16 protein-coding genes are annotated in these 19,416 nt (G+C 71.9%); 10 read left to right on the forward strand and 6 right to left on the reverse strand.

Features of this window, described 5'->3' with window-relative positions; genetic code table 11:
• Window positions 1-6: 6 nt before the first annotated feature.
• Window positions 7-1,041, reverse strand: coding sequence for a heat-inducible transcriptional repressor HrcA (gene hrcA / locus ABT247_RS11560; RefSeq protein WP_350741415.1), 1,035 nt, complete (start codon window positions 1,039-1,041; stop codon window positions 7-9).
• A gap of 302 nt (window positions 1,042-1,343) precedes the next feature.
• Here hrcA and htpX point away from each other — a divergent pair, with 302 nt between their 5' ends.
• The 3 genes from htpX to ABT247_RS11575 are packed head-to-tail and all read left to right on the forward strand — an operon-like array spanning window position 1,344 to window position 3,761.
• Window positions 1,344-2,264 carry a zinc metalloprotease HtpX gene (htpX, locus tag ABT247_RS11565; protein ID WP_350741417.1) on the forward strand — a complete coding sequence of 307 codons (921 nt, stop codon included), beginning with the start codon at window positions 1,344-1,346 and terminating at the stop codon, window positions 2,262-2,264.
• Between the two features lie 53 nt (window positions 2,265-2,317).
• A complete protein-coding gene (gene pspAB, locus ABT247_RS11570; RefSeq protein WP_350741419.1) occupies window positions 2,318-2,902 on the forward strand; it encodes a PspA-associated protein PspAB in 585 nt (194 codons plus the stop codon).
• A gap of 31 nt (window positions 2,903-2,933) precedes the next feature.
• Window positions 2,934-3,761 carry a DUF3097 domain-containing protein gene (locus ABT247_RS11575; RefSeq protein ID WP_350741421.1) on the forward strand — a complete coding sequence of 276 codons (828 nt, stop codon included), beginning with the start codon at window positions 2,934-2,936 and terminating at the stop codon, window positions 3,759-3,761.
• 6 nt (window positions 3,762-3,767) lie between these two features.
• Here the strand turns inward: ABT247_RS11575 and ABT247_RS11580 are convergent, their stop codons facing one another.
• Genes ABT247_RS11580 through ABT247_RS11590 form a run of 3 tightly spaced genes read right to left on the reverse strand, consistent with a single transcriptional unit; the run spans window position 3,768 to window position 7,575 of the window.
• A complete protein-coding gene (locus tag ABT247_RS11580) occupies window positions 3,768-4,325 on the reverse strand; it encodes a Uma2 family endonuclease (protein WP_350741423.1) in 558 nt (185 codons plus the stop codon).
• A gap of 41 nt (window positions 4,326-4,366) precedes the next feature.
• Window positions 4,367-5,596: a radical SAM family heme chaperone HemW gene (gene hemW, locus ABT247_RS11585; RefSeq protein ID WP_350741425.1), complete on the reverse strand. Its 1,230-nt coding sequence runs from the start codon at window positions 5,594-5,596 to the stop codon at window positions 4,367-4,369.
• Window positions 5,597-5,652: 56 nt separating this feature from the next.
• Entirely contained in the window at window positions 5,653-7,575 is a 1,923-nt protein-coding gene (locus tag ABT247_RS11590; RefSeq protein ID WP_350741427.1) for an AMP-dependent synthetase/ligase, read from the reverse strand.
• Window positions 7,576-8,017: 442 nt separating this feature from the next.
• Between ABT247_RS11590 and ABT247_RS11595 the strand changes: the two genes are divergently transcribed.
• The 4 genes from ABT247_RS11595 (at window position 8,018) to ABT247_RS11610 (ending at window position 14,139) form a co-directional block, all read left to right on the forward strand.
• Entirely contained in the window at window positions 8,018-9,751 is a 1,734-nt protein-coding gene (locus tag ABT247_RS11595; RefSeq protein WP_350741429.1) for an ABC transporter ATP-binding protein, read from the forward strand.
• Between the two features lie 170 nt (window positions 9,752-9,921).
• Complete coding sequence (locus ABT247_RS11600; protein ID WP_350741449.1) at window positions 9,922-11,820, forward strand: ABC transporter ATP-binding protein; 1,899 nt, start codon at window positions 9,922-9,924, stop codon at window positions 11,818-11,820.
• Between the two features lie 174 nt (window positions 11,821-11,994).
• Window positions 11,995-12,912, forward strand: a complete 918-nt coding sequence (sigJ, locus tag ABT247_RS11605) for an RNA polymerase sigma factor SigJ (RefSeq protein ID WP_350741431.1) — start codon at window positions 11,995-11,997, stop codon at window positions 12,910-12,912.
• Between the two features lie 129 nt (window positions 12,913-13,041).
• Window positions 13,042-14,139, forward strand: coding sequence for an NAD(P)/FAD-dependent oxidoreductase (locus ABT247_RS11610; protein ID WP_350741433.1), 1,098 nt, complete (start codon window positions 13,042-13,044; stop codon window positions 14,137-14,139).
• A 182-nt stretch (window positions 14,140-14,321) separates the two neighbouring features.
• Here the strand turns inward: ABT247_RS11610 and lepA are convergent, their stop codons facing one another.
• Entirely contained in the window at window positions 14,322-16,190 is a 1,869-nt protein-coding gene (gene lepA, locus ABT247_RS11615; protein WP_350741435.1) for a translation elongation factor 4, read from the reverse strand.
• 290 nt (window positions 16,191-16,480) lie between these two features.
• On the opposite strand from lepA, the gene ABT247_RS11620 reads away from it, so the two are divergent.
• Together ABT247_RS11620 and rpsT are read left to right on the forward strand one after the other, a co-directional pair.
• Entirely contained in the window at window positions 16,481-16,786 is a 306-nt protein-coding gene (locus ABT247_RS11620; RefSeq protein WP_350741437.1) for an antibiotic biosynthesis monooxygenase family protein, read from the forward strand.
• 323 nt (window positions 16,787-17,109) lie between these two features.
• Window positions 17,110-17,376 carry a 30S ribosomal protein S20 gene (gene rpsT / locus ABT247_RS11625; protein ID WP_350741439.1) on the forward strand — a complete coding sequence of 89 codons (267 nt, stop codon included), beginning with the start codon at window positions 17,110-17,112 and terminating at the stop codon, window positions 17,374-17,376.
• 379 nt (window positions 17,377-17,755) lie between these two features.
• On the opposite strand, the gene holA is transcribed toward rpsT, so the two are convergent.
• Complete coding sequence (gene holA, locus ABT247_RS11630; protein ID WP_350741441.1) at window positions 17,756-18,754, reverse strand: DNA polymerase III subunit delta; 999 nt, start codon at window positions 18,752-18,754, stop codon at window positions 17,756-17,758.
• 77 nt (window positions 18,755-18,831) lie between these two features.
• Here holA and ABT247_RS11635 point away from each other — a divergent pair, with 77 nt between their 5' ends.
• Window positions 18,832-19,125 carry a hypothetical protein gene (locus ABT247_RS11635; protein WP_350741443.1) on the forward strand — a complete coding sequence of 98 codons (294 nt, stop codon included), beginning with the start codon at window positions 18,832-18,834 and terminating at the stop codon, window positions 19,123-19,125.
• Window positions 19,126-19,416: the final 291 nt, after the last annotated feature.

Below are 19,416 nucleotides of genomic sequence, written 5' to 3' on the forward strand. Positions count from 1 at the left end.
TGCTTGCTACGACTCGGCCAGGATCTGCCCCACGTACCGTGCCACCGCGCGCACCGCCCCCATTGTGCCCGGGTAGTCCATCCGGGTCGGACCGATCACACCCAGCTTGGCCACGCTCTCGTCGCCCGAACCGTAGCCCACCGACACGACCGAGGTGGAATTCAGCCCTTCGTAGGCGTTCTCCCGCCCGATCCGGACCGTCATCGCGGCATCCGTGGTCTCACCCAGGAGGCGGAGCAGGACGACCTGCTCCTCCAGGGCCTCCAGCACCGGCTGGATGGTCAGCGGGAAGTCGTGCCCGAGGCGGGTCAGGTTGGCCGTGCCGGCCAGCATGATCCGCTCCTCGTTCTGCTCGGCCAACGCCTCGAACAGGGTCGCCAGGACCGTGCTGACGGTCGGGCGGTCGATCTGCTCGAAGGTCGCCGGAAGGTCCTCCAGCAGGCCCGGGACGTCGGGCAGCCGCTGGCCGGCGGCCCGCGCGTTGATCCGCGCCCGCAGGTCGGCCAGAAGCGTCTCGCCGACCGTGCCCGGGCAGTCCACCATCCGCTGCTCGACCCGGCCGGTGTTGGTGATCAGGACGAGCATCACCTTGGCCGGGGCGAGCGCCACCAGCTCGATGTGCCGGACGGTGGAGCGGGTCAGCGAGGGGTACTGCACCACGGCGACCTGCCGGGTGAGCTGGGCGAGCAGCCGCACCGTGCGGGCGACCACGTCGTCCAGGTCGACGGCACCGTCGAGGAAGTGCCGGATCGCCCGCCGCTCCGGGGCGCTCATCGGCTTGACCTCGGCAAGCTTGTCGACGAACAGCCGGTAGCCCTTGTCGGTGGGGATGCGCCCGGCACTGGTGTGCGGCTGGTGGATGTAGCCCTCCTCCTCCAGCGCCGCCATGTCGTTGCGCACGGTGGCCGGGGAGACCCCGAGGTTGTGCCGCTCCACCAGGGCCTTGGAGCCGACCGGCTCCTCGGTGCCGACGTAGTCCTGGACGATCGCGCGCAGCACGGCGAGCTTGCGGTCGTCCAGTTGGCGGACCTCACCGGCCATGGGGCACGCACCTCCGTCTTCGCACGTTGTCCGTCTGTGATGCTGCGGGCCGCTCGGGCAAGGGCCCCGACCCTGGCACTCTGCGCACACGAGTGCCAAAACCGTACCTGCCAGTGTAAGGCCCGGGTCCTATCGCAGGAACGGCCCGGCCGGGGTGATCCTCCCCGCAGTCCGGGGGGCGCGCCGCCGGGGCGCGGACCCCGGGGCGCGGGCCCGGCCGCCGCAACTCGCGGTGCGGGGGTGGTGCCCCGGGGCCGTCCGGGTGGCAGCATCGAAAGCGACGGCGAACGGAGGAGCAAGCGATGTCGAGCTCGGGCCAGCACACCCGCTTCGCACCCGACCGCGGCCTGACCGGCCGCATGGTCGCGACGATGTTCGTGATCGGGCTGCTGTACGTCGGTTTCACGGGCCTGCTGATCGCGCTGCTGCGCGGGGCCTGGCCGCTGATCGTCCTGATCTCCGGCGGGCTGTTCGTGGCCCAGTTCTGGTTCAGCGACAAGATCACCGAACGGGCGATGGGCGCCCGCCCGGTGAGCGCGGAGCAGTTCCCCCAGCTGCACGGCACCGTCGACCGGCTCTGCGCCCTCGCCGACATGCCCAAGCCCCGGGTGGCGGTCGCCGACAACGACATGCCGAACGCCTTCGCCACCGGAAGGAACCCGCAGAACGCCGTGGTCTGCGTGACCACCGGCCTGCTGCGCCGCCTCGAACCGGAGGAGCTCGAGGGCGTCCTCGCGCACGAGCTGTCCCACGTCGCCCACCGGGACGTCGCGGTGATGACCATCGCCGGCTTCCTCGGCGTGCTCGCCGGGGCGATGACCAGGATCGCCGTCTACGGCGGCTTCATGGGCGGCGGGCGCAGCAACAACGACCAGAACGCGGCCGTCGTGGCACTGATCATCCCGCTGGTGTCGATGGTCGTCTACGCGATCAGCTTCCTGCTCACCCGGCTGCTCTCCCGCTACCGCGAGCTGGCCGCCGACCGGGCCGCCGCCCAGATCACCGGCCGGCCCAGCGCCCTGGCCTCGGCGCTCACCAAGGTGACCGGGCAGATCGCCGCCATCCCCACCGAGGACCTGCGCAAGTCCCAGCCGTACAACGCCTTCTACTTCGCCCCCGCGCTGAGCGCCCGGGAGACCGCCTCGCAGCTGTTCTCCACCCACCCGACGCTGGAGAAGCGGCTGGCGCAGCTGGCGAAGATCTCCGAGCAGCTCGGCCGCTGATCCCCTCCCCCGAAGCCTCGGCCGCCGAGCCCCTCCGCCCCGAAAGGACCGCCGTGGGATTCCTGGACGCCCTGTTCGGCCGCACCAAGCCCGTCAAGCCCGACCTCGACCAGTTGTTCGGCGTGCCGTCCGCCGCGCTCACCCTGGAGGCCGGGGCCGCCTTCACCCCCACCGGGCTCGGTTCGGTCTGCTTCGCGGCCGTCGAGGGCGCGGCCTTCGTCCAGGTCGAACAGCAGGTCCGGGCGCTGCTGGACGCCGACACCGAACGCGGCGGCGTCCCGGTGGAGGCCTCCAAGGACGGCTACGGCTACTCCTGGCTGCTCGCCCGGCACACCCCCGAGGAACTGCCCGAGCTGGTGAACGACCTGCACGCCGTCAACAGCGAGCTGGAGGCGAACGGCTTCGGTCCGCAGCTGCTCTGCTCGCTGGTGGGCTTCCGCAACCCGCAGGGCCAGTCGCTGGCCCTGGTGTACCTCTACAAACGCGGTTCCTTCTACCCGTTCGCCCCGATGCCGGGCGGCGGCGAGCGGCGCAACAGCCCGCTGGAGCTCCAGGTCAACGCGATGCTGGGGAACGACCTGCGGCTGGAGAAGGACCTGAGCCGCTGGTTCCCGCTCTGGGGCGCGCCGGGGCTCTGACGGCCCGTCCGCCGTCCCTATGATCACCCGTATGCGCAGCCGCCAGTACGGACCCGACCTCACCCCGCCGTGGAAGAAGCAGACCCCCGCTCCGGAGGTGCCCGCCGAGCCGGACCTGGTGGTCGAGGACGCGGCCACCGGATTCTGCGGGGCGGTGGTGCGCTGCGAGAAGACCGCCGAGGGGTTCACCGTCACCCTGGAGGACCGCTTCGGCAAACTCCGGGTGTTCCCGATGGTGCCGCGCGGCTTCCTGCTGGAGGGCCGGGTGGTGACCCTGGTCCGGCCCGCCGGCCCGGCACCCTCCCGCGCGCCCGGGCGCACCGCCTCCGGCTCGATCGCCGTGCCCGGCGCCCGGGCACGGGTCGCCCGCGAGTCCCGGATCTACGTGGAGGGCCGGCACGACGCCGAGCTGGTCGAGCGGGTCTGGGGCGACGACCTGCGGATCGAGGGCGTGGTGGTCGAGTACCTGCGGGGCATCGACGACCTGCCCGCGATCGTCGCCGACTTCGCCCCCGGCCCCGGCCGCCGCCTCGGCGTGCTGGTCGACCACCTGCTCCCCGGCACCAAGGAGCACCGCATCGCCGCGCAGGTCACCGGCGAGTCGGTGCTGGTCGTCGGCCACCCGTACGTCGACGTCTGGCAGGCCGTGAAGCCGTCGAGCGTCGGCATCCCCGGCTGGCCCGCGGTCCCCCGGGGCGAGGACTGGAAGGAGGGCACCTGCCGGCGCCTCGGCTGGCCGGTGGACACCCCGGCGGCCTGGAAGCGCATCCTGTCGACGGTGAACAGCTACAAGGACCTGGAGCCCGAACTGCTGGGCCGCGTCGAGGAGCTGATCGACTTCGTGACGTCGCCGGCGTGAGACCGGTCAGACGTACTTCTGGAACTCCGTGGTGTCCAGCTCGATGTCGAGCAACCCGATGGGAACCGGCTCGCCGAACTTGCTGATCCGCTCCGAAAGGTACCTCGGAAGCCCGGACCCGGGATCCTCCCCCAACTCGGTGAGCAGCACGCACACGCCCTTGATCGGGTCGACGATCAGGTACGCGGGGATGGTGCCCTCGGCGTAGAGCTCTCGCTTGGTCCGGTAGTCACGATCGACACTGGTCCTCGACACCACCTCGACCACCAGGGTGACCGCGGGCGACGGCAGCAGTCGGCCGTGCTCCTCCACCGCTCCGCGTTCGAAGACGACCAGGTCCGGCTGGGGTTCACTCGCCTGCCCGGGGATCGCCACGTCCTGGGTGGTGAGCGGACGCCACCGACCGAGCGGGAGCTGGGACTGGATCGCCAGGACGATGAGGTTGTGGACCATGTCAGGGCCGGCCATCATCACGATTTCCCCCCGGATGAGCTCGGCCTTGACGCCTTCCGGCACCTTCAAATTCTCGAAGATCCCAGTCATCCGGTCATCGATGGCGGTCATCGCACGCTCCCTCCGACGGCTGACACCCACGTTAACGAAGGTCAGTCCACCAGGTCACGTACGACGGCGTCCGCCAGCAGCCTTCCCGGGAGGGTCAGCGCGGCGCGGCCGGCCCGGTACGGCGCGGGGGCGAGGTGGCCGTCGGCGAGGTGCTGCTCGGCGGCCTTGCGGCCGGTGTCGGTGAGCAGGTCCAGGGGGACGCCGTCGACCAGGCGCAGCTCCAGCAGGATGCGCTCGACCCGGCGGTCCTCCTCCGCCAGGACCTCGCGGCCCAGGCCGGGGGTGCGGCCCTCGGCGAGCGCCCGGGCGTAGGCGGCGGGGTGCTTGGCGTTCCACCAGCGGACGCCGCCGACGTGGCTGTGGGCGCCGGGGCCGGCGCCCCACCAGTCGGCTCCGGTCCAGTACAGCTCGTTGTGGCGGCAGCGGCCCTCGGGGGTGGTGGCCCAGTTGGAGACCTCGTACCAGGAGTAGCCGGCGGCGCTGAGGGCCTGCTCGGCGGTGAGGTACCGGTCGGCGTGCACGTCGTCGTCGATCATCGGCAGTTCGCCGCGCTTGACCCGGGCGGCCAGCCGGGTGCCCTCCTCGACGATCAGCGAGTACGCGGACACGTGGTCCGGCCCGGCGCCGATCGCCGCGTCCAGGGAGGCCCGCCAGTCGTCGTCGGACTCACCGGGGGTGCCGTAGATCAGATCGAGGTTGACGTGCTCGAAGCCGGCTTCGCGGGCCTCGGCCACACAGGCCTCGGGGCGGCCCGGGGTGTGGTGGCGGTCGAGCAGTCGCAGCACGTGCGGACGGGCGCTCTGCATGCCGAAGGAGATCCGGTTGTAGCCGCCCTCGCGCAGCTCGGCCAGGTACGCCGGGTCGACGGACTCCGGGTTGGCCTCGGTGGTGACCTCCGCGTCGGGGGCGAGCCCGAACTCCTCGCGCAGCGCGGCGAGCATCTTCACCAGGTCGCGGGCCGGCAGCAGGGTCGGGGTGCCGCCGCCGAGGAAGACGGTGCGCACCGGGAGGTCCGCGTCGCCCAGCACCCGGCGGGCCAGCCGGATCTCGGAGACCACGTTGTCGGCGTAGGTCTCCTGGGAGGCGACGGCGCCGGACGCGCGCAGCTCGGTGGCCGTGTAGGTGTTGAAGTCGCAGTAACCGCAGCGGCTGGCGCAGTACGGCACGTGCAGGTAGAAGCCGAACGGCCGGGAGCCCAGCCCGGAGAGGGCGTGCGCGGGCAGGGAACCGTCGGACGGCACCGGTTCGCCGTCGGGGAGTGCGGAGGGCATGACCCCATTGTCCCGTACGGCCCGCGAACCCCGCGCGGACCGTACGGGAGGCGGGCTCAGGCCTCGTTGGCGCCCGCGTACATGGCGCTCACCGCGTCCGCGTAGGTCCGCTCGACCACCGGGCGCTTGATCTTCAGGCTGGGCGTGAGCTCACCGTGCTCGATGTCCAGGTCGCGCGGCAGCAGGTGGAACTTCTTGATCGTCTGCCAACGCTGGAGGTCGGCGTTGACGCGCTGCACGAAGCCCTCGATCAGCCGGCGCACGGCGGGCTCCTCGGCCAGCTCGGCGTAGCTCTTTCCGGCCAGACCGTGCTCGGCGGCCCACGGCATCAGCACCGACTCGTCCAGGCCGATCAGCGCGGTGCAGTAGTTGCGGCCGTTGCCGATCACCAGGATGTTGCTGACGAACGGGCAGACGGCCTTGAACTTGCCCTCGACCTCGCTGGGCGCCACGTACTTGCCGCCGGAGGTCTTGAACAGGTCCTTCTTGCGGTCGGTGATCCGCAGGAAGCCGTCGGCGCTCAGCTCGCCGATGTCCTCGGTGTGGAACCAGCCGTCCGGCTCCAGCACCTCGGCGGTCTTCTCCGGCAGGTTGTGGTAGCCGCGCATGATGCCCGGGCCGCGCAGCAGGATCTCGCCGTCCTCGGCGATCCGCACCTCGGTGCCGGGCAGGGGGCGGCCCACCGTGCCGATCCGGACGTCCTCCTCGCGGTTGACGCAGGACCCGGCGCTGGTCTCGGAGAGGCCGTAGCCCTCCAGGATCGGCACCCCGGCGCCGAGGAAGAAGTAGCCGATCTCGGGGGCCAGCGCGGCGCTGCCGGAGACCGCGCCGCGCAGCCGGCCGCCGAAGGCCGCCCGGATCTTGGCGTACACCAGCTTGTCGGCCAGCGCGTGCTGCAACCGCAGCCCCAGCGGGGCGCTGCCGACGCCGGTGGCGATCCGGTTCGCCTGGACCACCCGGGCGTGGTCGCGGGCGACCTTGGCCGCCCACATGAAGATCTTGTACTTGGCGCCGCCCTCGGCCCGGGCCCGGCCGGCGATGCCGTTGTACACCTTCTCGAAGATGCGCGGCGCGGAGGCCATGATGGTCGGCCGGATGGCCGGCAGGTTGTGGATGATCCGGTCGACCCGGCCGTCCACCGCCATCACGTGGCCGGTCGCGATCTGCCCCGAGATCAGCGTCTTGCCGAACACGTGCGACAGCGGCAGCCACATGAACTGGACGTCGTCGGAGCGCAGCAGCCCGCTGGCCTCCTGCGCCCGGCCCTCGTACGCCCAGCAGTCGTGCACCAGGCGCACGCCCTTGGGGCGGCCGGTGGTGCCGGAGGTGTAGATGAGGGTCGCCAGCTGCTCCTTGTCGAGCGCGGCGACGGCCTTCTCGATCGCGTCCGGGTGCTGCTCCAGGTACTCGGCACCGCGCTGCTCCAGCTCGGCGAGGGTGAGCAGCTCCAGCCCGGCCGTCTCGGGGGCCTCGGCGGGGGCGTCGAAGAGGATGACGGTGCGCAGCTCGGGCAGGTGCTCGATCTGCTCGACGGCCTTGGCCAGCTGGGCGGCGTTCTCCGCGAACAGCGCCTTGGAACCGGAGTCGGAGAGGATGAAGGCGGTCTCGTCCGCGTTGGTGCTGGGGTAGACCGTGGTGATGGCCGCGCCCGCGCACATGGCCCCGAGGTCGGCGACGATCCATTCCAGCCGGGTGGAGGAGGCCAGCGCGACCCGGTCCTCCGCCTGGATGCCGAGCGCCATCAGGCCGGCCGCCACCGCCTTGACCCGTACGGCGGTCTGCGCCCAGGTCAGCGAACGCCACTGCTCGGCGCCCGGGGCGCCGTCGGCGGCGTGCTCGTCCACCGGTGCGGGGTGGCGGTAGGCCTCCGCGTTGGGAGTCGCGGCGACGCGCTCCAGGAACAGGTGGGCGACGGAGGCGGGACGCCCGGCGACGATGTCGGCACTGCCGGAGTCGATCAGGGACTGCGCGGAACTCAACGAGGACCTCCGGGGGCGGGTGGCCGTCTGAGGGATTGCGGCGTCCGTGGGGGCGGTCGCCGGGGCCCCGGTTCACCTGAGCGGTACCGGTCAGTAACAAGGGCGTAGTCAGCAGCCTAGGGGGAAACCGGTCATTCCGTAAGGGGGCGGGCCCAGCTGGCACGGCGTCGCGGCGCCCGTGCCCGGGCGCCCGCCCCACGGCCGCCCCGCACGCGCCCCGCCCTGCCGCGACCCGCCCGTCCCCGGTCGGTCTCCTGGTCGTCGCACGGTCCGGCCCCGGGCTCGTCTCCTGGCCCGGCCACCGGTCGGACTCCCGGTCCGTGGGACGCCTTGGCAAAGGCCCGGCAAACCTCAGCCGGACAGCCCCCGAATCGTCCGGACCACGACACGGAACCACGAGAATTGGGGTGCGAACCCGACCGGCGACGACAAGAGTGGGCCAGTGCTGATCAGACTGCTCCGGGCGTACCTGCGCCCATATTCCCGACCGATCACCTTGCTGGTGGTACTCCAGCTGGTGTCCACCCTCGCGGCGCTGTACCTGCCGACGCTCAACGCCGACATCATCGACAAGGGCGTGGTCAAGGGCGACACCGGCTACATCCTGCGGCTGGGGGCGGTGATGATCGGCGTCACCCTCGTCCAGGCCCTCTGCTCGATCGGCGCCGTCTACCTCGGCGCCCGCACGGCGATGGCCTTCGGCCGGGACGTCCGCGCCGCCGTCTTCGACCGGGTGCAGAGCTTCTCCGCCCGCGAGGTCGGCGAGTTCGGCGCGCCCTCCCTGATCACCCGCACCACCAACGACGTCCAGCAGGTCCAGATGCTGGCCCTGATGAGCTTCACCCTGATGGTGGCCGCGCCGATCATGTGCGTCGGCGGCATCATCATGGCGCTCAACCAGGATGTCCCGCTGTCCGGCCTGCTGCTCGCCGTCATCCCCGCGCTCGGCGTCGTCGTCACCCTGCTGGTGCGGGCGCTGCGGCCCAAGTTCCGCAGCATGCAGAAGAAGATCGACACCGTGAACCGGGTGCTGCGCGAGCAGATCACCGGCATCCGGGTGATCCGCGCCTTCGTCAAGGACGACCACGAGCAGACCCGCTTCGCCGAGGCCAACGAGGACCTCACCCAGGTCTCCCGGGCCGTCGGCCGGCTGATGTCCATGATGTTCCCGGCCGTGATGCTCGTCGTGAACGTCTCCAGCGTCGCGGTGCTCTGGTTCGGCGCCCACCGCATCGAGAGCCAGGACATGGAGATCGGCGCGCTGACCGCCTTCCTCTCCTACCTGATGCAGATCCTGATGAGCGTCATGATGGCCACCTTCATGTTCATGATGGTGCCGCGCGCCGAGGTCTGCGCCGAACGCGTCCAGGAGGTCCTCGCCACCTCCTCCAGCGTCGTCCCGCCCGCCGCGCCGATCACCGAGGTCCTGCGCCGCGGCAACCTGGAACTGCGCGACGTCGAGTTCCGCTACCCCGGCGCCGAGGCCCCGGTGCTGCGCGGGATCGACCTCACCGCCCGCCCCGGCGAGACCACCGCCATCATCGGCTCCACCGGCAGCGGCAAGTCCACCCTGCTCGGCCTCGTCCCCCGGCTCTTCGACGCCACCGGCGGCCGGGTCCTCCTGGACGGCGTCGACGTGCGCGAACTGGCCCCCGAGGCGATCGCCGAGACCGTCGGCATCGTCCCCCAGAAGCCGTACCTGTTCTCCGGGACCGTCGCCAGCAACCTGCGCTACGGCCGCCCCGACGCCACCGACGAGGAGCTCTGGCACGCCCTGGAGGTCGCCCAGGCCAAGGAGTTCGTCGAGAAGCTGCCCGAAGGCCTGGACGCCCCGATCGCCCAGGGCGGCAGCAACGTCTCCGGCGGCCAGCGCCAGCGGCTGGCCATCGCCCGCGCCCTCGTCCGCAAGCCGGGCGTCTACCTCTTCGACGACTCCTTCTCCGCGCTCGACTACGCCACCGACGCCAGGCTGCGCAAGGCCCTCGCCCGCGAGACCGCCGACGCCACCGTCCTGATCGTCGCCCAGCGCGTGTCCACCATCCGCGACGCCGACCGGATCATCGTCCTCGACGAGGGCGCCGTCGTCGGCAGCGGAACCCACCACGAACTGATGGCCGACAACCCGACGTACCGGGAGATCGTGCTCTCCCAGCTCACCGAGCAGGAGGCGGCGTGACCAGCCCCGGAAACCCCTCCGGAAGGCCTTCCGGCAACCCCTCCGGAAAGCCCGGCGGCGTCCCGTCCGGGAAGGCCGCCGGGAAGCCGTCCGGCGGGCCCGAGGACAGACTCCCCAGTGACTCCCAGGCCGCCGCCGCCCGCCGCGGCCCCGCCGGACCGGGCCGCTTCATGGGCGGCCAGGGCGCCGAGAAGTCGATGGACTTCAAGGGCTCCGGCAAGCGCGTGCTCGGCCTGCTGCGCCCCGAACGCAAACTGCTGATCGGCGTGCTGGTCCTCGGCGTACTCGGCATCGGCTGCGCCGTGACCGGCCCCAAGATCCTCGGCGACGCCACCGACCTGATCTTCGCCGGCGTGGTCGGCGCCCGCTTCCAGCCCGGCACCTCCAAGGCCGAGGTCATCGCCGGGCTGCGCGCCCACGGCGAAGGCGGCATCGCCGACCTGCTCTCCGCCGTCGACTTCACCCCCGGCCACGGCATGGACTTCGGCGCCATCGGCTCCGTCCTGCTCTGGGTGCTCGGCATCTACGTCGCCTCCGCCGGCTTCGGCATCCTCCAGGGGCGCCTCGCCACCCAGGCGATCCAGTCGGCCAGCTACCGGCTGCGCCAGGACGTCGAGGCGAAGCTCGCCCGGCTCCCCCTGAGCTACTTCGACAAGCAGCCGCGCGGCGAGGTGCTCAGCCGGGTCACCAACGACATCGACAACATCGGCCAGTCCATGCAGCAGACCATGGGACAGGTCGTCAACTCGCTGCTCACCGTGGTCGGCGTGCTGGCGATGATGTTCTGGATCTCCCCGCTGCTCGCCGTGATCGCGCTGGTCTCGGTGCCGCTGTCGGTGGTCGTCGCCGCCAAGGTCGGCAAGCGGGCCCAGCCCCAGTTCGTCCAGCAGTGGAAGTCCACCGGCCAACTCAACGCCCACATCGAGGAGATGTACACCGGCCACGCCCTGGTCAAGGTGTTCGGCCGGCAGCGCGAATCCGCCGAGACCTTCCGCGAGCACAACGAGGCGCTCTACCAGGCCAGCTTCCGGGCCCAGTTCATCTCCGGGATCATCCAGCCCGCGATGATGCTGATCGGCAACCTGCAGTACGTGCTGGTCGCCGTCGTCGGCGGCCTGCGGGTCGCCAGCGGCGCGCTCTCCATCGGCGACGTGCAGGCCTTCATCCAGTACTCCCGGCAGTTCAGCCAGCCGCTCACCCAGGTCGCCAGCATGGCGAACCTGGTGCAGTCCGGAGTCGCCTCCGCCGAGCGCGTCTTCGAACTCCTCGACGCCCCCGAGCAGAGCCCCGAGCCGGCCATGCCCGAGAAGCCGGACGCGGTCCGCGGCCGGGTCGCCTTCCAGGACGTGTCCTTCCGCTACGACCCCGACAAGCCGCTCATCGAGGACCTCTCGCTCAAGGTCGAACCCGGCCAGACCGTGGCCATCGTCGGCCCCACCGGCGCCGGCAAGACCACCCTGGTCAACCTGCTGATGCGGTTCTACGAGGTCAGCGGCGGGCGGATCACCCTGGACGGGGTCGACATCGCCGCGATGTCCCGCGAGGACCTGCGCTCGGGCATCGGCATGGTCCTCCAGGACACCTGGCTGTTCGGCGGCACCATCGCCGACAACATCGCCTACGGCGCCCAGGGCGCCACCCGGGAACAGGTCGTCGAGGCCGCCAAGGCCGCCCACGTCGACCGGTTCGTCCGCACCCTGCCGGACGGCTACGACACCGTCATCGACGACGAGGGCACCGGCGTCAGCGCGGGCGAGAAGCAGCTGATCACCATCGCCCGGGCGTTCCTCGCCCAGCCGTCCATCCTGGTCCTGGACGAGGCGACCAGCTCCGTCGACACCCGCACCGAGGTCCTGATCCAGCGGGCCATGGCCCGGCTGCGCACCGGCCGCACCAGCTTCGTGATCGCCCACCGCCTCTCCACCATCCGGGACGCCGACGTGATCCTGGTGATGGAGAGCGGCTCCATCGTGGAACAGGGCTCGCACGACGAGCTGATCGCCGCCGGCGGCGCCTACGCCCGGCTCTACCAGGCGCAGTTCGCGGAGGCCGTGGCCGAGGTCGACTGACCGCGGCGGTGGTCGGCGCGGGCTGACCGCCCGACACCCCGGCCCGCCGCCCGACGGCCGGCCGACACCCGGGCCGGGCCCCACCCGCGGCCCGGCCGGCACCCGGAGAGCCGGGACGGGACTCACCCGTCCCGGCTCTTCGCAACCCCCACGGCCTTCGCTACCGTGACTCCCGTGACCGCCCAGCCCAGCGCCGCCGACCGCACCCCGGACGCGTTCGAGACGAACCGCCGCTACCTGGGCTCGGTCGCCTACCGGCTGCTCGGCTCCTTCACCGACGCCGAGGACGTCCTCCAGGACGCCTGGCTGCGCTGGCAGGCCGCCGACCACGCCACCGTCACCGACCCGCGGGCCTTCCTCACCACCGTGGTCACCCGGCTCTGCTACGACCAGCTCGGCTCCGCCCGGGCCCGCCGCGAGGCCTACTACGGCGAGTGGCTGCCGGAACCGTCCGTCACCTACACCAGCGGCCCCGACTCCCCCGCCGAACTGGCCGAACGCGGCGAGTCCGTCTCACTCGCCCTGCTCGCCGTCCTGGAGCAGCTCACCCCGGCCGAACGGGCCGCCTTCGTGCTGCACGACGTGTTCGCGGTCGGCTTCGAGGACATCGCCGCCTCCCTGGACCGCACCCCCGAAGCCACCCGCCAACTCGCCTCCCGGGCCCGCCGCCGGGTGCGCGCCGGCGCCCGGCCGTCCGGCGGCGCCGACCCGGCCGAACACCGCCGGGCCGTCGAGGCCTTCGCCTCCGCCAGCACCCGGGGCGACATCCTCGCGCTGATGGAGGTCCTCGACCCGGACGTGGTCTGGCACTCCGACGGCGGCGGCATCGTCCGCGCCGGTGTCCGCCCCATCCACGGCGCCGACCGGGTGTCCCGCATGGTGGCCGGCCTGGTCGCCAAGTGGTTCACCCCCGACCTGGCGACCGGCCACGCGATGGTCAACGGCGAACCCGGCCTGGTCTGGTACGACCGGGCCACCGGCGCCGTCGGCGGCGTGCTGGCCTTCACCGTGGCCGGCGGACGGATCACCGAGGCGTACGTCGTCGTGAATCCGGAGAAGCTCGGCCGGATCACCCCGGTCGCCGCCCCGTGACAACCGCCGTCGAGGCGTGACGCAGCTCACCGTCACACCGCGACCGGCCACGTCGTCCCCTTCCCGAACAGCGCTCCACAGGAGCCGGACGGCGTCCCGCCGGGACGCCCTCACGAGGAGGCGGACCAGATGAGCAGCAGCAACAGCACCACCGGCACCGGCACCGGCCGGCGGATCGTCGTCCTGGGAGCCGGATACGCCGGACTCACCGCGGCCAAGGGCGCCGCCCGGCACCGGAGCGTCACCCTGGTCGCCCCCGAGGAACGGCTCCTCCACCGCATCCGCCAGCACGAGACGGCCGCCGGCCGCGGCCGCGACTGGCCCGCCATCGAGGAACTGGCGCGCGGCCGCCGGATCCGGCACCACCGGGCCCGGGCTGTCGACCTCGACCTGGCCGGGCACAAGGTCGCCCTGGACGACGGCACCACCCTCGGCTACGACACCCTGGTCTACGCCCTCGGCAGCCGCACCGCCTGGCACGACGTCCCCGGCGCCGTCGAGCACGCCCACCCCGTCGAGCACGCCGACGACGTGCGGCGGCTGATCCGCGAAGCCGACCGCCCCGGCACCCTCGCCGTCGTCGGCGGCGGCGCCACCGGCATCGAGCTGGCCACCGAACTCGCCGAGGCCCACCCCGCCTGGCGGGTGCGGATCGTCTCCGCCGGGCAGGTCGGCGGCATCTACTCGCCCAAGGGCCGGGCCCACATCCGCCGCGTCCTCGACCGCCTCGGCGTCGACGTCCACGAGGACGCCACCGTCACCGAGGTCACCCCGGACGGGCTGCGCACCACCGCCGGTCCGATCACGGCCGACCTCACGGTGTGGGCCGCCTCGATGGAGCCGCACCCGCTGGCCGCCCGGGCCGGACTGGCCGTGGACGACCGCGGCCGGGCCCTGGTGGACGACCACCTGCGGTCGGTCTCGCACCCCGACGTCCACGTGGTCGGCGACGCCGCCGCCGTCACCGTCCCCGGCATCGGCACCCTCCGGATGGGCTGCGCCACCGCCCTGCCGCGGGGGCAGTACGTCGGCAAGCTGCTCGACGGGCGGACCACCGAGCCGTTCTCGTTCCGGTACGTCGTGCACTGCCTGAGCCTCGGCCGCCGGGACGGGCTGCTCCAACTGGTCCACCCGGACGACTCCATGAAGCCCACCGTCCTCACCGGCGCCGCCGGGCGGCTGGCCAAGGCGGCGATCGTCGGGGTCGTGTTCAGCTCGCTGAAGTAGTCGGCGGGCCGGCGGCCGGCCGGCTGGCTGACCGGCTGGCTGGCTGGCTGGCTGGGCGAAAAGCGGAAACGGGAAACGGGAAACGGGAAACGGGAAACGGGAAACGGGAAACGGGAAACGGGAAACGGGAAGGGCCCGGGCATCCGCCCGGGCCCTTCCCGATCCCATGGTGCCGCTCTCGGCTACTTCTTCTCCTTCGGCACCTCGGCGTCGGTGGACAGCGCGGCGATGAAGGCCTCCTGCGGGACCTCCACGCGGCCGACCATCTTCATCCGCTTCTTGCCTTCCTTCTGCTTCTCCAGCAGCTTCCGCTTGCGGGAGATGTCACCGCCGTAGCACTTGGCGAGGACGTCCTTGCGGATCGCGCGGACCGTCTCGCGGGCGATCACCCGGGAGCCGATGGCGGCCTGGATCGGCACCTCGAACTGCTGGCGGGGGATGAGCTTCTGCAGCTTGCCGGCCATCATCACGCCGTAGCTGTAGGCCTTGTCCTTGTGCACGATCGCGGAGAAGGCGTCCACCGCGTCGCCGTGCAGCAGGATGTCGACCTTGACCAGGCTGGCGGTCTGCTCGCCGATGGGCTCGTAGTCGAGCGAGGCGTAGCCGCGGGTCTTGGACTTCAGCTGGTCGAAGAAGTCGAAGACGATCTCCGCGAGCGGCAGGGTGTAGCGCAGCTCGACGCGGTCCTCGGACAGGTAGTCCATGCCCTGGAGGCTGCCGCGGCGGGACTGGCAGAGCTCCATGATCGCGCCGACGAACTCGTTGGGCGCCAGGATGGTGCCGCGCACGATCGGCTCGTACACCTCGGCGATCTTGCCGGTGGGGAACTCGCTCGGGTTGGTGACGGTGTGCTCGGTGCCGTCCTCCATGATCACCCGGTAGACCACGTTGGGAGCGGTGGAGATCAGGTCGAGGTTGAACTCGCGCTCCAGGCGCTCCCGGATGATCTCCAGGTGCAGCAGGCCGAGGAAGCCGCAGCGGTAACCGAAGCCCAGCGCCACCGAGGTCTCCGGCTCGTACACCAGGGCGGCGTCGTTGAGGCGCAGCTTGTCCAGGGCGTCGCGCAGCAGCGGGTAGTCCGAACCGTCCAGCGGGTAGAGGCCGGAGAACACCATCGGGCGCGGGTCCTTGTAGCCGCCGAGCGGCTCGGTGGCGCCCTTGTTCTGGGAGGTGATCGTGTCACCGACCTTGGACTGCCGGACGTCCTTCACGCCGGTGATGATGTAGCCCACCTCGCCGACGCCGAGGCCGTCGGCGACCTTCGGCTCGGGCGAGATGACACCGATCTCCAGCAGTTCGTGGGTGGCGCCGGTGGACATCATCGCGATGCGCTCGCGCTTGTTCAGCTGGCCGTCCACGACACGGACGTAGGTGACCACGCCGCGGTACGCGTCGTACACCGAGTCGAAGATCATCGCGCGGGCCGGGGCCTGCGCGACGCCGACCGGGGCCGGGATGGTGTTGACGATGTGGTCCAGCAGGTCCTCGACGCCCAGACCGGTCTTGGCGCTGACCTTGAGCACGTCGGCCGGGTCGCAGCCGATGATGTGGGCGATCTCCTCGGCGTACTTCTCCGGCTGGGCGGCCGGGAGGTCGATCTTGTTGAGGACCGGGACGATCGTGAGGTCGTTCTCCAGCGCCAGGTACAGGTTGGCGAGGGTCTGCGCCTCGATGCCCTGGGCCGCGTCGACCACCAGGATGGTGCCCTCGCAGGCCGCCAGGGAGCGGGACACCTCGTACGTGAAGTCCACGTGGCCCGGGGTGTCGATCATGTTGAGGATGTGCGTCGTCCCGGCGTTCGACCCGGTCCTGGGGGCCCACGGGAGGCGGACCGCCTGCGACTTGATGGTGATGCCGCGCTCGCGCTCGATGTCCATGCGGTCGAGGTACTGGGCGCGCATCTGCCGCGGGTCGACGACGCCGGTGATCTGCAGCATCCGGTCTGCGAGCGTCGACTTGCCGTGGTCGATGTGGGCGATGATGCAGAAGTTGCGGATCAGCGCCGGGTCGGTACGGCTGGGCTCTGGCACATTGCTGGGGGTCGCGGGCACCTTGGTCCGATTCTCCGTTGGTCCGGGGCCGGGGGTGTCCGGATCATCGCTGACCGGCTATCCCGGGGACCGGACGGTCTCGTCCGATCGAAATAGTGCTTCCCATCTTCCCACGAGCGCGGGCCGCACTGCCGTTCGGGCACCGCGGAGCGTTCCGGCGCGCGGCTGTGCGGTGACCGAACGGGGCCTTGTGCGGTGACCGGACGGGCCTTGTGGGGCGTTGGGACGGGCCTTGTGCAGCGATGGGACGGCCCTTGTGCCGTGGCGGGCCGGGCCTCCATGATCCCGGCATGATCCTGGAAAGCGCCCTGCTCGACGTCCTGCCCGGCCAGGAGGACGAGTTCCTCGCCGCCTTCGCCGAGGCCCGCCCGCTGATCGCCGTCCAACGCGGGTTCCGCTCGCTGGAACTGCGGCGCTGCGTCGACGAGGGGCGCGGGTCGCGCTTCCTGCTGCAGGTGGAGTGGGAGACGCTCGCCGACCACACGGAGGGGTTCCGCGGCTCGGCCGAGTACGGCCGGTGGCGGGAGCTGCTGCACCGGTTCTACCAGCCGTTCCCGGTGGTCGAGCACTACGGGGAGCCGGTGCTGAGCGCCTGACGCGGCCGGCGCGGGGTCCGGGTGCGGGTCTGGGTGCGGGCTCCGGGTGCGGGCCCGGTTGTGCGACCAGGTGCTGCGACCGGGCATGTGGTCCGGGGTGAGGCCCGAGTGCGAGGTCCGGTGTGGGCCTCGGCATGAGGTCCGGTGTGAGCCCCGGCATGAGGTCCGGTTTGGGTCGGGCGGCGGCCCTTTGGTAGCGTGGGCTGCTGCACCTGGCCTCGGCATGCCCTCTCAGCTGGACCGACGGCCTCCAGCGTGCAACCCCTCCCCGGCCTTGGCCGGGGGGACACCCGTGATCCTTTTAGACAGACTGAGGCTCCTTCGTGGCGAACATCAAGTCCCAGATCAAGCGCAACAAGACCAACGAGAAGGCGCGCCTGCGCAACAAGGCCGTCAAGTCCTCGCTGAAGACCGCTCTGCGCAAGGCCCGTGAGGCCGCTGCCGCCGGCGAGACCGAGAAGGCCGTCGTGCTGGCCCGCGCCGCCTCCAAGGCGCTGGACAAGGCCGTGAGCAAGGGCGTCATCCACGCCAACCAGGCCGCCAACAAGAAGTCGGCTATCACCAAGCGCGTCAACGCCACCCAGGCCTGACGCCCGGGGGGCATGGCCCCCACCGCCACGGGACCGTCCGGCCCTCTACCCGGAACCCCGAGGCGTGCGAGACTCGCACCGCACGCGGCCTGCGTTCGCCACGCGGGTGCGGTGCACACCAGCTGTACGGCAGGCGCCGTAGCCGGTCTCTTCCCCAGAGGCCGACTGCGGCGCCTGTCGCGTTCCCGGCTCTGGTCGGGGCGCCGTGGCCACCGGTCATGCGCATGCGAGGGGACTTCGAGGTACGGCCGTATCGCGCCTGGGGTGGACAGAGCGCTTCGGCACCCGACACGCGGGACTGTTCGACGCCGTCACTGCCGCCGCAACCGGCTCGGCCCGGAGGTACGGGTCCGGTCCGTTCCCGGGCTGAGCCGAGCCGTCAGTAGGCGGGGCGGGAACCCGCCCGGGCGGCGCGGGCAACCGTGACCACCGCGCGTTCCAGGGCGAAGGCCGGATCGTCCGAGCCGCCCTTGACGGCGGCGTCGGCCTGGGCGATCGCGGTCAGCGCGGTCGCCACCGCGTCACCGGTCCAGCCGCGCATCTGCTGGCGGACCCGGTCGACCTTCCACGGCGGCATGCCCAACTCGCGGGCCAGGTCGGCCGGACGCATGTTCCGCCCGGCCGTCGCCAGCCGCCCGATGCTGCGCACGCCGGAGGCCAGCGCGTAGGTGATGCCGGTCGGCGGCTGCCCGACGGCCAGCGCCCAGCGCAACCGCTCCAGCGCCTCCGCCGCGCGTCCGGTGACGGCCAGGTCGGCCACCTCGAAGCCGGTCGCCTCGGCTCGGCCGCTGTAGTAGCGGGCCACCACCGTCTCGTCGATGGTGCCCTCGACGTCCGAGGTCAGCTGGCTGCACGCGGCCGCCAGCTCGCGCAGGTCGCTGCCGAGCGCGTCCAGCAGCGCCTGGCAGGCCTCCGGGGTCGCGGAGCGGCCCAGCGTACGGAACTCGCCCTTGACGAAGGCCAGCCGCTCACTCGCCTTGGTCAGCTTGGCGCAGGCCACCTCACGGCCGCCGGCCTTCCGCCCGGCGTCCAGCAGGCCCTTGCCCTTGGCGCCACCGGCGTGCACCAACACCATGATCACTTCTTCGGCCGGGGCCTCGATGTACGCCTTGACCTCCTTCACGGAGTCGGCGGAGAGGTCCTGGGCGGCCCGGATCACGATCACCTTGCGCTCGGCGAACAGGGAGGGCGTGGTCAGCTCGGCCAGGCTGCCGGGCTGGAGGCCGCCGGGCGGCAGGTCCCGCACGTCGGTGTCCGGATCCGCCGCCTTCGCCGCGGCCACCACCTGGGCCACCGCGCGGTCCAGCAGCAGCTCCTCCTGGCCGACCGCGAGGGTCAGCGGGGCGAGCAGGTCGTCGGGTGCACTCTTCCTGGCCATCGCCTACCAGCATCCCACGCGCCGCGGACACTCCCGCCCGGGGCCGCCCGGCCCGACCGGACCTGGACAATGGTCCGGTGACCGAGAACCACACCACCGATCTCCCGGACGTCGAGGACCCCTTCGTCCGCCAGTTGCTCGTCCTGCCCGACCGCGACGCCGCCGACGAGGCCGCCGAGGAACTCAGCGCCGACCACCCGGACCTCGGCGAACTGGAGATCGTCCGCGACGCCCTGGCCGGCGAGGACGACGCCGAGGACGCCCAGTGGCTCGTCGTCCTCGACCCCCCTGCCGACGGCTGGACCCCGGTCCTCCTCCACGCCCTCGACACCCTGGCCGCCTCCCACGAAGGCTGGCGCGAGGAGGCCTGACACCCGGCGCCCGGCCCCGCCGCCCACCAGCCGACCACACCAGGTCGGCCGAGGGGCCGGATGACCGAGGTGCCACCAGGCCGAGGGTAGACAACCGAGCCACGGGACCGGGGGACCGAAAACCGAGGGCTGCTGCGAGACCGAGCGGCGTCCGCGCTGTGCGTACGGCCGCTCGGCCACAACCGCACGAGCTTAATTGCACGGGCCGCGACCGCAGCGGACTCGGGCGGGCCCCGAGCACCGCCCCGGCCACGGGTAACCCGCACTACTCCGCGGCGGCGCGCTCCGGGC

Source organism: Kitasatospora sp. NPDC001539, from assembly GCF_040298565.1.
Classification (GTDB): domain Bacteria; phylum Actinomycetota; class Actinomycetes; order Streptomycetales; family Streptomycetaceae; genus Kitasatospora.

Bases quoted from the DNA above. Each gene is read 5' to 3' on its own strand.
- htpX (WP_350741417.1), top strand. From the start codon at position 1,344: ATGTCGAGCTCGGGCCAGCACACCCGCTTCGCACCCGACCGCGGCCTG.
- ABT247_RS11580 (WP_350741423.1), bottom strand. From the start codon at position 4,325: ATGACCGCCATCGATGACCGGATGACTGGGATCTTCGAGAATTTGAAG.
- hemW (WP_350741425.1), bottom strand. From the start codon at position 5,596: ATGCCCTCCGCACTCCCCGACGGCGAACCGGTGCCGTCCGACGGTTCC.
- ABT247_RS11610 (WP_350741433.1), top strand. From the start codon at position 13,042: ATGAGCAGCAGCAACAGCACCACCGGCACCGGCACCGGCCGGCGGATC.
- ABT247_RS11620 (WP_350741437.1), top strand. From the start codon at position 16,481: ATGATCCTGGAAAGCGCCCTGCTCGACGTCCTGCCCGGCCAGGAGGAC.
- ABT247_RS11575 (WP_350741421.1), top strand. From the start codon at position 2,934: ATGCGCAGCCGCCAGTACGGACCCGACCTCACCCCGCCGTGGAAGAAG.
- hrcA (WP_350741415.1), bottom strand. From the start codon at position 1,041: ATGGCCGGTGAGGTCCGCCAACTGGACGACCGCAAGCTCGCCGTGCTG.
- holA (WP_350741441.1), bottom strand. From the start codon at position 18,754: ATGGCCAGGAAGAGTGCACCCGACGACCTGCTCGCCCCGCTGACCCTC.
- ABT247_RS11600 (WP_350741449.1), top strand. From the start codon at position 9,922: ATGGGCGGCCAGGGCGCCGAGAAGTCGATGGACTTCAAGGGCTCCGGC.